Below are 12,214 nucleotides of genomic sequence, written 5' to 3' on the forward strand. Positions count from 1 at the left end.
TTGTCGTTAAAAACATTGTACCGTAAAAGGACTGTTATATGGCCTTTTTACTTTTACACAATTATACGGACTTTATCGGTTTTCTATGGAGATTGATGTGTTTTTTGATTATTATTTAAAATCACTTAGGTTTTATTTTGGTGATAGGTGTAAGGATATTGGATTTATAAAGTTTGCTAAGGATGAAAATAATAGTTTTATTATTATAGAGGATTATATTTTAGAATCATTAGTGGTGTTGTCAAATATTTTGAGTAAGGAGAGGATTGTGTTTTCTTGTGGGGTTATTCATAGTAAGGAGGGAGTTGCTGGAGTAGAAGTATGTATGAATGTATTAGAGTTAGAAAGATTAAATAATTTGTATAAGATATAGTTTTGAAGAATATTAAAAAACATTAGGTAAACGGTCTATGTGGGATGTGTGGAGTTGATAGTATCAATATTTCCTAGTTTTAGAGCTGTGTTGTTTCGAATGGTTCCAAAAAAAGCTACTCAAAAAATGAGTAGCTTTTTAACTATCCCCCTTACACATAACTCATTCCTTTGTAGAAAAGGAAAACGGCTAGTGCAATAAAAAGAACGGTTGCTCCGAGTCGCTGACCGAAACTATAGATCCGTCTCTCACTTCTAACAGGAAAGACTACTGCCAGAAAAGCCCCACCTACCGCACCACCGATATGTCCAGCTAGGCTGATTCCTGGAATCAGAACACTTCCAATGATATTTATCACGAAAAGCGTCAGGTAGGATTGCCCTAACTGCTGGATATAGGGGCTGCGAGTCGCGTAGCGCAAAACGATAATCGCAGCAAATAGTCCATAGAGGGAGGTGGATGCTCCTGCTGCTAGGACTTTCGGTGTGAAAGCAAACACAAAGAGATTGCCCATCATTCCTGATAAGAGATAGAGAAAAAAGAACTGCTTGGAGCCGAAAATCTCCTCCACCTGTCCTCCAAGAAAGTAGAGAGAAAGCATATTGACGATAAAATGTTCCCAACCAATATGCACAAATACAGCTGAAAAAAGGCGCCATAGCTGCTCAGGGAACAGGCGAATGATCGGTCCATACATAGCTCCAAACTGAAACAGAGTTTTGGCCTGATCAAAGTTGATACCCGTAGTAATCAGCATCAGTAAAAACACAAAGCCTGTCACTAGGAGGAAAAAACTGGTCACAGCGTGACGTTTGTCAAAGATTTCCTTCATAGATCAATACCTCCTGAACGGGAATATCGTGGCTATCTGGATTAAATGTTTGGATTTGACAAGGATAGATTGTACTCATGGTCTGACCAGCAAAATTCTCCAAATAACGGTCGTAATAGCCTCCGCCATATCCAATCCGATACCCCTCTCTTGTAAAAGCCAAGCCAGGAACATGAATCAAATCAATCTGAGACGGTTTCACCACTTCCAAGTCCCCTTGGGGCTCCAGTAAACCAAAGGAAGTTTTTTTCAACTGCTGCGGATCGTAGACCACAAACTCCATGCGCCCCTTGGGATAGGTTTTGGGTATCAAAACTTTTTTGCCGTCCTTCAGCACCTGGTCAATAAGTCCCTGCGTTTGAAACTCATGCGGAAAAGAGAGGTAGGTTGCGACGACCTTAGCCTCGTGGTAAACAGGATGATTCAAAAATCGTTCGGTTAAAGCTTGATCCATTGCAATTTTTTGCTTCTGAGGAACAGCCTTCATTTCGTGTAAGACTTGCTTTCGTAGTTCTGCTTTCATAGACAATTCCTCTACTCTGTTGCCATCTTTTGAAGAAAGCTAGAGACCGCATCCACTCCAATAGCTAAGGCTTCTTCCTTGGGGCTCATCTGAGGATGGTGCAGGGCGTAGGGACTATCGATACCTAACCAAAACATAACGCCATCTACCTTCGAAAGGAGATAACCAAAATCTTCACCTGTCATAGCAGGCTCGATATCAATCAACTCAATTCCCTCTTTCTCTTTAAAAAAGTCCATCAGTTCACGCGCCAAGGCTGGATTGTTCTCAACAGGTAGGTAGCCTCCTTGCTTGAGTTCTACTTCGACTTCCATATCAAAGGCTGCTGCAACCCCTTCTGCGACTGTCTTGACTCTTTTTTGTACTAGTAGACTCATGTCCTGAGTCAAAGCGCGAATGGTTCCATGTAAAAAGGCTGTATCTGTGATGACATTATTCGCAACACCAGCTTGGAAAACACCAAAGGTCACCACTGCTCCCTCGATTGGATTAACATTGCGGCTAACCACTGACTGCACCTGAGTGATAAAATAGCTAGCAGCCACCAAGGCATCATTGGCCTCATGTGGAAAAGCAGCGTGCCCACCTTTTCCTTTGAAACGAATCTTCACTTCACAGGTCCCTGCAAAGAGAGTGTGTGTATTGGTCGCAATCTGTCCAACCTTTAGATCCGGACGAACATGGAGACCATAAAACTGGTCTGGTAGCCAGTCCCCGAAAGCACCATCCTCATACATGAGCATACCACCAGCTTCATTTTCTTCAGCAGGTTGAAACAGAAAAAGCAGATTATTCTTGGGTTGCTCCTCAAGGGCGCGTTCGAGACAGCCCAAGGCAATGGTCATATGAAAATCATGGCCACAGGCATGCATGCGACCTTGGTGCCGAGAAGCAAAAGGTAGACCTGTTTGTTCGACGATAGGCAGACCATCAATGTCTGTTCGCCAACCAATAGTCCGCTTCGGCTGACTCCCCTGCAAATAGACCAAAATTCCTGTTCGCCAAGTACGAACTTGAACAAAGTCCTTGTCCTCTGTCAATTTCTCAATCACATCCAGCAAATAAGCCTGAGTCTTGAATTCCTCCAAGCCAATCTCTGGAATCTGGTGCAAATCTCGTCGAGTCTGAATCAAATCTAACATCTATCGATCCTCCTTTTGATAGAAGAAAGAGGCTGGAAGAAGTATCCGCCTCTTTTTATTTTTACAAGGTACGAAGCGCATCTTCTAGCGCTGTTTTTTGTTGGGTTTGGCTATCGATTTCTTTGATAATACGAGCTGGAACGCCTGCTACCACTACATTTTCTGGGACATCTTGAGTCACAATAGCTCCTGCAGCGACAACTGAACCACTACCGATTTGGACACCTTCGATAACCACTGCATTGGCTCCGATGAGAACATTGTCTCCGACACGGACTGGATCGGCACTAGCTGGCTCAATCACACCTGCCAAAACTGCACCTGCACCAACGTGGCTGTTCTTCCCAACGATGGCACGACCACCAAGGATAGCACCCATATCAATCATGGTTCCTGCACCGATTTCTGCTCCGATATTGATGACAGCTCCCATCATGATAACAGCATTGTCACCAATTTCCACTTGATCGCGGATAATAGCACCTGGCTCGATACGAGCGTTGATAGTACGCTTGTCTAGCAAGGGAACTGCCGAATTACGAGCATCTTGCTCGACAACATAATCTTGATTTTCTACCAAGCCTTCGAGAAGCGGAGCGATATCCTTCCAATCTCCAAAAAGAACATTGCCTAGTTTGACAATGGAATTAGGAACAGCAGACGCTAGTTGTCCTTCAAAGGTTACTTTGACACTGGTTTTCTTCTCTGCATTGGCGATAAATTGGATGATTTCTTGGGCATTCATTTTTGTGGCAGTCATAGGCGCCTCCTGGTTCATTATAATGATACCTATTCTACCAAAAAAGACTTCAAATTTGAAGCCTAAACTATCAAAATAATCGTCTTTACTTCCCTTCTTTGGCTTCTTCGATAGACAAGAAGACCATAGGGACAATGATCAAAATCATGGCCAAAACTAGAAATCCATCTAGGACGAGACCGAGAAATAGGACGCTCAATAGAGCCGAAGAGAGAGGCTCGCTAGCGCTCACTACAGAGACAACCAGAGGAGAAACGAGAGAGACGGCCTTCATAGACAGGAAGAAGGCAAAAGCTGTTCCAAATACGGCAATAATCAAACAAATCATCACGCTGCTAGCATCCAATTGGAAGGTGACATGATGGACTGGATAGAGCAAATTGCTAAAGAGCCCTGCGAAAATCATCCCCCAACCAACAGTGGGTACAAAACCATAGTGGCGGGCAAATCGTTGGGGCAGGATGACATTAAACATGACGCCTACTGCACTGAGCAAGCCTGTCACTAGAGCCAAGGGTGTCATGGACAACTGGGACAAGTCCCCTTTTGTGGCCATCAAAAAAACACCTAGCATGGCAATCAAAACATAGAGAATCGCTGTAATCGAAGCCTTCTTCTGGTAGACAATGCGATTGTAAAACAAAATAAAAACGGGGCTGATAAATTGTAAAATGGTTGCCGTCGTCGCATTGGAATACTCAACACAGAGATAGAAGAAAAACTGCACAGAAAAAATACCTAGAATAGCATAGGCTAAAAAAGGTAGATAATTTTTCTTATCTTTCCAGATATCCAACAAGCGACTACGCAACTGAAAGGCAGATAAAGCTAAAACCAAACTCCCCGCCACCAGCAAACGCATAGAGGTAATCCAACCAGACGATACTGGATAATGAGTGAAAAAATACTCTCCTAAAATCCCACAAATTCCCCAGATTAGGCCTGAAAGTAGCGAATATACTGTTCCCTTAACAATCTTTTTCTGATAATGATTCATATTATTATTGTAACACGAAACCAACAAAGAAAAAAGTAGCAACAAGGAGAAATTACTAACCTTGCTACTACTCTTTCTTAACGATTAAATAGACGTGAACGTCCTGAAGAACCACTTTGAGTATTTCCACTCGAACTTGAACTTCCAGAGCTACTGCTTGAACTTGAGCTACTGTTTGAGCTTGGAGGAGTCACTGCCGGAATGCTTCCTAGAATATTCTTCCATGCGTTCAGATAATCTGCATCGCTTCCTCCAATAGCAAAGCGATAGGTGGTCACTGGGGCACCTTCTTTAGTAGCCCAGTAGCTCGTTACTGTTGATCCAGAAACTTCTATTTCTTTTCCATTGATGGAAACCTTGCCTGGTTTTTGTCCTGTAGATCGGAGAACTTGTGACTTGGTCACACTTGGATCCAGATTAAAGCGATCATTTCCCCATATTCCAGGTTCAGCTTGCTGGATAGCATTGACCAAGTAAGCCATGTATTTGGCATTGCGGTAGTGACCTGCACCCTTGGCTAGTGGTCGGTTATCATCATGACCTAACCAGCCACCTAGAGTCAATCGAGGAGTAGAAAGCATGAGCCACATGTTTTCATCTTCATTAGTTGTTCCAGTTTTTCCAATCCAGTCAGCACGAGCGAGGGATGGATTGATAGTCGTCAAGTCCGTCTGGAAACTCGAGGTAATCCGAGACGAGATAACATCCCGAAGGAGACTTTGCATAATGGTTGCTGTCGCTTTTGAATAAACTTGGACAGGCTCATCCTTGTGCTCGTATACCAATCGGCCATCCGTTGACTCGATCTTCGCGATCATATGTTTCTTATGGTAAACTCCATTGTTGGCCAGAGTTTGATACCCGTTGGTATGCTGGGCAACTGTAACGTCAATCCCCCCACCCATCGGTAAACTTTCAATGCCATATTCTGGGATTTCATAACCCATTTTTTCCATATAGCCCTTGACATCGACACCCTTCTCTCGAAGCGTACGATAAGTCCAGTAGGCTGGAATGTTCCATGAATAGTTGAGGGCTTCTCCCAAGGTCATCATCGCTGTACCAGGACTATTGACATACATGATAGGATTGCCGTTTGAGAAGTTTGTCGGATAGTTTGATAAGATACTTGCACTTCCCATCAAACCTTGGTCAATCGCGATACCATAGGCCAGTATAGGCTTAGTAGTTGAAGCTGGAGAACGTTTGGTATCGATAGCGTGATTGTTCTGATTTTCTTGATAATTACGACCACCAACAAATCCAAGGATGGCTCCCGTTTGGTTGTCCATGAGGACATTCCCTACTTCAGGCTGGCCTGTCGAATCATCTACCAAACTGCCGTAGTTAGCAACTGCATTTTGCATAGCAGTGTGGACATTTTTATTAATAGTCGTGGTGATCTTATAGCCACCATTCTCGATTTCCTTCGTCGCTAGATCGCGGTAAGCTTTTTGGATAGATTCATTTTTTTGCTCTTGCGCAGAAACATTATCTCTCTGGATAAGGTAGTCGTACATCCGATCCGTTGCTTCTGCCAAGGTTGCATAGTAGAGATAGTCACGCGAAGTACCACTAACACTACCTGATGGCAGAAAGTCTTGCTTGAAGTCATAATCCTTGTACTTGTCGTAGTCTTCCTGACTCAGAGCTCCTGTTCGATACATATTGTAGAGGACATCCTTGGCACGCTTGATTCCCAAGGTCATATCCTCATCGCTCTTCATACTGCCGTCAGATTCATAAGGAGAATAACTGATTGGACTCTGTGGCAACCCTGCGATAAAGGCAGCTTGAGGGATCGTTAAATCCGAAGCATTGACTCCAAAAATTCCCTCTGCAGCCTGCTGGGCACCTGCAATATTTTGTCCCTTGTGATTGCGTCCAAAAGGAGCAATATTAAGGTAGGTTGTCAAGATCTCATCCTTACCCATGGCCCGTTCTAAAGCCAAGGCATCAATAATTTCTTTAGCCTTACGAGCTAGAGTGGGAGCGTCCCCCACCACTTGCTGCTTGATGACCTGCTGCGTCAAAGTCGAACCACCACTAGACGATCCCAAACCGACAAAGGTTCCCAGAGTCGCACGAATAACGGCCTTAGGCACAACTCCCTTATGCTCATGGAAATGCTCGTCCTCTGTCGCAATGATAGCCTTCTTGAGATTGTCTGATATAGCCTCCGAAGCGACTGACGTGCGCAACAAATCTCCTTCGATGGAAGCGATGGTACTTCCGTCAGCATAGGTAATTTCTGAGATAGAGGCAATATCCTTCACTTGTTTGACCAATTCCTCTGTTTGAGGTACCTTGGCCTTGTCAAATAGAGCAACCCCATAGCCCATGGCCACACCTGCTCCCAAAAGACCTCCGATAAAGGCTAGGATAAAGAGAGTGTTGAAAGTCACTTTAAAAGCACTCAAAATCTTAGCAAGAATAGACCCTACCCTTTTGAGTTTGTTAGAAGAAGCTACTTTCTTATCAGTCTTTTTATTTGCTTGTTTTTTCTTCCATTTGGCAGTTAGTCGCTGGAAAAAATGCAGCATTTTTGTTTTTAATTCATCAATTCTTTTTTTCATGAATGTCCTCGCTTTCTCTATTATACCATAAAAGGGAAACTTTCAATAAAATAGCCACTTTCTTCCCTATTCCACTAGGCTATTAATCAAGTTTGTGATACAATAGGTAGAAACAATATTTTATAAAGGAGAAAAGACACATGCACATTTTTGATGAGCTAAAAGAGCGTGGTTTGATTTTTCAAACGACTGATGAAGAAGCTTTGCGCAAAGCCCTAGAAGAAGGTCAAGTTTCTTATTATACTGGCTACGATCCAACTGCTGACAGCCTTCACCTCGGTCACCTTGTCGCAATCTTGACTAGTCGTCGTTTGCAACTAGCAGGTCACAAACCTTATGCGCTCGTTGGCGGTGCTACAGGTCTCATCGGAGATCCGTCCTTCAAAGATGCTGAGCGTAGTCTCCAAACAAAAGACACAGTAGATGGCTGGGTCAAGTCTATCCAAGGACAACTTTCTCGCTTTCTTGATTTTGAAAATGGTGAAAATAAAGCTGTCATGGTCAACAACTACGACTGGTTTGGCAGCATCAGCTTCATTGACTTCCTCCGTGATATCGGAAAATACTTCACTGTCAACTACATGATGAGTAAGGAGTCTGTGAAGAAACGGATTGAAACAGGGATTTCTTACACTGAGTTTGCCTACCAAATCATGCAGGGCTATGATTTCTACGTCCTCAACCAGGAGCACAATGTTACTCTTCAAATCGGTGGTTCTGACCAGTGGGGAAATATGACAGCTGGTACCGAATTGCTTCGTCGTAAGGCTGACAAGACTGGTCACGTAATCACTGTTCCACTCATCACAGACGCAACTGGTAAGAAATTTGGTAAATCAGAAGGAAACGCAGTCTGGCTCAACCCTGAAAAGACTTCTCCATACGAAATGTACCAATTCTGGATGAACGTCATGGACGCTGACGCTGTTCGCTTCTTGAAAATCTTTACCTTCTTGTCACTCGATGAGATTGAAGACATCCGCAAACAGTTTGAAGCAGCTCCACACGAACGCTTGGCTCAAAAAGTCCTCGCTCGTGAAGTCGTGACTCTTGTCCACGGAGAAGAAGCTTACAAAGAAGCCCTCAACATCACTGAGCAACTCTTTGCTGGAAACATCAAAAACCTTTCTGTCAAAGAACTCAAACAAGGACTTCGTGGAGTGCCAAACTACCAAGTACAAGCAGACGAAAACTACAATATCGTGGAACTTCTCGTCTCATCTGGTGTGGTCAATTCAAAACGCCAAGCCCGTGAAGATGTTCAAAACGGAGCTATCTACGTCAACGGCGACCGTATCCAAGACCTTGACTATGTCTTAGGAGATGCAGATAAGTTAGAGAACGAACTCACTGTTATCCGACGTGGTAAGAAAAAATACTTCGTTTTAACCTACTAAAACATTTTAAATCCGTCAACATAAATTATCGAATTTTAAAAACCAAAAGGAGTTGTCTCATTTGAGAATAACTCCTTTTGGTTTTTATGACCTCAGCTCCTCGGTCTCTTACCTACTTTTAATAGAAAGACTACGAAGGACGATTCTTAAAGTAGTCAGATTGTGCAGTATCGAAAGATTAGATGGGCTTAACCAATTTAACAACCCAAATCCGATTAAACTTCCATTTATTACAACTGTTTCTTGAATATTTCTTTGAATTAATTTCTGTAACGATTCAGATAAAGAATTCAATTCCTCGAAGAAATCTAAACGATTATCTAATAATAAAATATCACTCATCTGCTTAGAAATATCCGCACTTTCATTCATCACAACCCCAATATCTGCAAGCGTCAAGGCAGCAGAGTCGTTTAACCCGTCTCCAACCATCAAAATAGTTCGGCCAGCTTTCTGTAACTCCTGAACCAACTGAAACTTACCATCTGGCTTTAAATCAGTATAGACGTTGTCAAATGGCAGATCTTTAACCAACTCTTCTGTTCTAGCCAACGTATCACCAGTTGCCAGAATCAGTTTTTTCCCTTGGCGTTTTAGCTTTTTCAATGCAGCTTTCGCCTCGCTTCTCAAGGGAGTGTGGATACAAAACATCCCAATTAATTCTTTCTTATAAGCCAAAAACAATAAATTGTAATGAGTCTTATATTGCTCAATCAAGGCCAGTTGCTCAGAACTAATTCTTACCTGCTCGTCTTGCATTAGTACATAATTTCCAATGACAACCGATTGACCATCAATTTGCGATTTAATCCCTTTGCTTGCAACATACTGAAGCTTGCCATGCATTTCTTCGTGTTCAATGCCTTCAATTTCAGCTTGTTTAACAATTGCATTGGCAATAGGATGATAGATATGCTCCTCCAAACATGCACTTATTCTTAAAATATCTTTCTCAGTATAATCTCCGAAAGGAAGAACCTTTTCAACCAAAGGATAACTCGTCGTGATGGTACCCGTTTTATCAAACAAGAAAGTATCCACTTCCAGATATTTTTCTAATACATCACCATCTTTAATAACCATTTCTCGATTTAGACCTTCCTTTATGGCCGTAAGATAGGCTACAGGTGTGGATATTTTTAAAGCACATGAAAAATCCACCAATAAAAAGGAAATGGCTTTTGAAAACGAGCCTGTTAACAGATAAGTCAAACCAGCACCTAAGAAGTTATATTTTACAACCTTGTCTGCCATCCTAATAAAATGACGTTGTTTTGTCTTCTTACTCTCTTCAGATTTTTTCATCAGATTGATGAGTTGCAAAATGCGACTGTTTATCTGATTATCTGTCACACGAATTCTTAACTCTCCTGTTTCCAAAACAGTATTCGCACATACAGAATCTCCCTCTTTCTTTTCAACAGGGAAACTCTCTCCTGTCAAGGAACTCTCGTTGACCATGCCTAAGCCCGAAACCACTTGGCCGTCAAACAAGATTTCATTCCCTTGGGAGACAACTAACACATCGTCTACTTGAACATCAGAGCTCTTGATGCTGATGACCATGTCTCCCTGCACTAAGAAAACATCACTTTCTTTAGCAAGAAGGCTTTGTTCCAAATCTGTTGCTGTTTTTTTCAAAGACCACTGATCCAGATGATTACCCAGATCAAGCATAAACATGATGTTGCTAGCTGTCTTGGATTGGTTCATAAACAAGGACAACAAAATGGCCGAACAGTCCAAGACCTCCATGGTTAGTTCCTTGCGCGCTAAAGTTTGATAGGCTTCTTTGACATAACCCAAAGCCTGATAACAAGTCCAAATATAACGAATAGGGTAGGGTACAAAACTTCGAAACAGCCAACGCTTAATCGCTGCACCCGATACAATTGAATAAGCACTCTCTTCTCTACGAATGGGAAGCGTCATCAAGTCCGAAACTTTCCCCTTGTCAATTTTTTTTAAAAAGGCCTCTGCATTTTCTAATACAGAGAAGCCTTCTTTCATACGTAGAGTAAAGTGCTGCTTATCCATATAAAACTGAATAGAGTCGATCCCTTTTTCATCTTTAGCCAAGGAACGAAGATAATCTTGAATATCCAAGGTCAGTGAAAACGAGGACGATAATCGGATATGTTGATATCCTCTGTGTAGCACTTTAAAAGACATATTATTCACCTGTCAGGCTATCTAATTGTTCTTCTTTCTTTTCCTGTTCGTATAAATATTTAGCGTCTTGTAAAACATCATCACCGTGTTGTTTTACAACAGAAACAGATGCATCCAGTCCATCTTTCAATTTGTAAGCTTTAGCCAAGGCCTTAGAATAGCCTTTCTTAGCTTCTTTACTTGCTAAGACTTTCAAGCCAAGCGTCCCAAATGCTACCCCTCCTAAGAAGAGAGATGATTTTTTCGCAACTTTTGCGACGGTTAATACTTCTTTTAACATTTTTATTTCCTCCTTGTAACTATTGTAGCGAAAAGTGACAGCAAAAGCAATTGCTGATATCTGATATATAGATAAATTTCTCTTTGCTAATATCCAATTATATTACGATGAAAACAATTTACTTTATTTTTCCTAATCACACAGTTGCTTTCGAAATTTTCTTCTGGTAAACTTACACTATGAATACAAACCTCAAACCAAAACTTCAACGCTTTGCTACTGCTAGTGCCTTTTTCTGCCCTATCTGCCAAGACAATCTCACCTTGGTAGAGACTAGTCTCAAGTGTAGCAACCGCCATTCTTTTGATCTGGCAAAATTCGGCTATGTCAATCTAGCACCGCAAATCAAGCAATCTGCCAACTACGACAAGGAAAACTTTCAAAACCGCCAGCAAATCCTGGAAGCTGGTTTTTACCAAGCTATTTTAGAAACCATCTCAGCCCTGCTTGCAAGACTAGAAACTGCCAAAACTATCTTGGATATCGGTTGTGGCGAAGGTTTTTATTCTCGTAAACTCCAAGAAAGTCATTCTGAAAAAACCTTCTATGCCTTTGATATTTCCAAAGATTCCGTTCAAATCGCTGCCAAGAGTGAACCCAACTGGGCGGTCAACTGGTTTGTCGGTGACCTGGCTCGTCTTCCTATAAAAGACGCCAGCATGGATATTCTGCTTGATATCTTTTCCCCTGCCAACTATGGTGAATTTCGCCGCGTTTTATCCCAAAACGGTATCTTAATTAAGGTCGTTCCTACCGAAAATCACCTCAAGGAAATCCGCCAAATGGTGCAAGACCATCTGACAAAGAAGGACTATTCCAACCAAGATATCAAGGAACATTTCCAAGAACACTTCACCATCCAATCTAGTCAGATAGCTTCCTTAACCAAGCCTATCACACCCGAGCAACGCCAAGCCCTGCTTAGCATGACACCCCTACTCTTTAACATTGACCAGACCAAGATTGACTGGAGTCAGTTGACTGAGATTACCATCGAAGCAGAGATTTTAGTTGGGAAAATAGGGTGAAATATTTTAAAGATAAAAAAACGCATCTTTTGTACTGACCCCAAAAAGTTAGACAACTAATTTATCCGAAGGATTTAGTTCTGTATTGCACAGGACTGAGTCCTTTTAGTTTTACCTTAATTCGTTTATTGTTG

12 protein-coding genes are annotated in these 12,214 nt (G+C 42.0%); 3 read left to right on the forward strand and 9 right to left on the reverse strand.

Features of this window, described 5'->3' with window-relative positions:
* Positions 1-97: 97 nt before the first annotated feature.
* The gene (locus tag ACIY19_RS10190; protein WP_409003335.1) at positions 98-373 is read left to right on the forward strand and encodes a hypothetical protein; all 276 of its coding nucleotides are present in this window, start codon (positions 98-100) and stop codon (positions 371-373) included.
* A 151-nt stretch (positions 374-524) separates the two neighbouring features.
* Here the strand turns inward: ACIY19_RS10190 and ACIY19_RS10195 are convergent, their stop codons facing one another.
* The 6 genes from ACIY19_RS10195 to pbp1b form a co-directional block, all read right to left on the reverse strand.
* Positions 525-1,205 (reverse strand): rhomboid family intramembrane serine protease, encoded by a 681-nt coding sequence (locus ACIY19_RS10195; RefSeq protein ID WP_409003336.1) that lies wholly within the window; start codon positions 1,203-1,205, stop codon positions 525-527.
* Positions 1,189-1,728, reverse strand: a complete 540-nt coding sequence (locus ACIY19_RS10200) for a 5-formyltetrahydrofolate cyclo-ligase (RefSeq protein ID WP_409003337.1) — start codon at positions 1,726-1,728, stop codon at positions 1,189-1,191. Before ACIY19_RS10200 ends, ACIY19_RS10195 begins: the two co-directional genes overlap by 17 nt.
* Positions 1,729-1,739: 11 nt before the next feature.
* Complete coding sequence (locus tag ACIY19_RS10205; RefSeq protein ID WP_409003338.1) at positions 1,740-2,870, reverse strand: N-acetyldiaminopimelate deacetylase; 1,131 nt, start codon at positions 2,868-2,870, stop codon at positions 1,740-1,742.
* 61 nt (positions 2,871-2,931) lie between these two features.
* On the reverse strand, positions 2,932-3,630 hold the full coding sequence (dapD, locus tag ACIY19_RS10210; RefSeq protein WP_409003339.1) for a 2,3,4,5-tetrahydropyridine-2,6-dicarboxylate N-acetyltransferase: 699 nt from the start codon (positions 3,628-3,630) through the stop codon (positions 2,932-2,934).
* Positions 3,631-3,715: 85 nt separating this feature from the next.
* Entirely contained in the window at positions 3,716-4,627 is a 912-nt protein-coding gene (locus ACIY19_RS10215) for a DMT family transporter (protein WP_409003340.1), read from the reverse strand.
* A gap of 77 nt (positions 4,628-4,704) precedes the next feature.
* Complete coding sequence (gene pbp1b, locus ACIY19_RS10220; protein ID WP_409003341.1) at positions 4,705-7,203, reverse strand: penicillin-binding protein PBP1B; 2,499 nt, start codon at positions 7,201-7,203, stop codon at positions 4,705-4,707.
* Positions 7,204-7,343: 140 nt separating this feature from the next.
* Here pbp1b and tyrS point away from each other — a divergent pair, with 140 nt between their 5' ends.
* The gene (tyrS, locus tag ACIY19_RS10225) at positions 7,344-8,600 is read left to right on the forward strand and encodes a tyrosine--tRNA ligase (RefSeq protein WP_409003342.1); all 1,257 of its coding nucleotides are present in this window, start codon (positions 7,344-7,346) and stop codon (positions 8,598-8,600) included.
* 108 nt (positions 8,601-8,708) lie between these two features.
* Here the strand turns inward: tyrS and ACIY19_RS10230 are convergent, their stop codons facing one another.
* Positions 8,709-10,772, reverse strand: a complete 2,064-nt coding sequence (locus tag ACIY19_RS10230; RefSeq protein ID WP_409003343.1) for a heavy metal translocating P-type ATPase — start codon at positions 10,770-10,772, stop codon at positions 8,709-8,711.
* A 1-nt stretch (position 10,773) separates the two neighbouring features.
* A complete protein-coding gene (locus ACIY19_RS10235) occupies positions 10,774-11,052 on the reverse strand; it encodes a DUF6110 family protein (RefSeq protein WP_021002060.1) in 279 nt (92 codons plus the stop codon).
* A gap of 179 nt (positions 11,053-11,231) precedes the next feature.
* Here ACIY19_RS10235 and ACIY19_RS10240 point away from each other — a divergent pair, with 179 nt between their 5' ends.
* The gene (locus ACIY19_RS10240) at positions 11,232-12,080 is read left to right on the forward strand and encodes a putative RNA methyltransferase (protein ID WP_409003344.1); all 849 of its coding nucleotides are present in this window, start codon (positions 11,232-11,234) and stop codon (positions 12,078-12,080) included.
* Positions 12,081-12,141: 61 nt separating this feature from the next.
* Here the strand turns inward: ACIY19_RS10240 and ACIY19_RS10245 are convergent.
* A partial coding sequence (locus tag ACIY19_RS10245; RefSeq protein WP_138024465.1) for an IS3 family transposase occupies positions 12,142-12,214 on the reverse strand: 73 nt, incomplete at its 5' end.

Origin of the sequence: Streptococcus sp. ST14, assembly GCF_046098195.1 — a bacterium.
GTDB lineage: Bacteria > Bacillota > Bacilli > Lactobacillales > Streptococcaceae > Streptococcus.

Coding starts and splice junctions, on each gene's coding strand:
- ACIY19_RS10215 (WP_409003340.1), bottom strand. CDS start 4,627: ATGAATCATTATCAGAAAAAGATTGTTAAGGGAACAGTATATTCGCTA.
- ACIY19_RS10240 (WP_409003344.1), top strand. CDS start 11,232: ATGAATACAAACCTCAAACCAAAACTTCAACGCTTTGCTACTGCTAGT.
- ACIY19_RS10195 (WP_409003336.1), bottom strand. CDS start 1,205: ATGAAGGAAATCTTTGACAAACGTCACGCTGTGACCAGTTTTTTCCTC.
- ACIY19_RS10230 (WP_409003343.1), bottom strand. CDS start 10,772: ATGTCTTTTAAAGTGCTACACAGAGGATATCAACATATCCGATTATCG.
- tyrS (WP_409003342.1), top strand. CDS start 7,344: ATGCACATTTTTGATGAGCTAAAAGAGCGTGGTTTGATTTTTCAAACG.
- ACIY19_RS10200 (WP_409003337.1), bottom strand. CDS start 1,728: ATGAAAGCAGAACTACGAAAGCAAGTCTTACACGAAATGAAGGCTGTT.
- ACIY19_RS10235 (WP_021002060.1), bottom strand. CDS start 11,052: ATGTTAAAAGAAGTATTAACCGTCGCAAAAGTTGCGAAAAAATCATCT.
- pbp1b (WP_409003341.1), bottom strand. CDS start 7,203: ATGAAAAAAAGAATTGATGAATTAAAAACAAAAATGCTGCATTTTTTC.
- dapD (WP_409003339.1), bottom strand. CDS start 3,630: ATGACTGCCACAAAAATGAATGCCCAAGAAATCATCCAATTTATCGCC.
- ACIY19_RS10205 (WP_409003338.1), bottom strand. CDS start 2,870: ATGTTAGATTTGATTCAGACTCGACGAGATTTGCACCAGATTCCAGAG.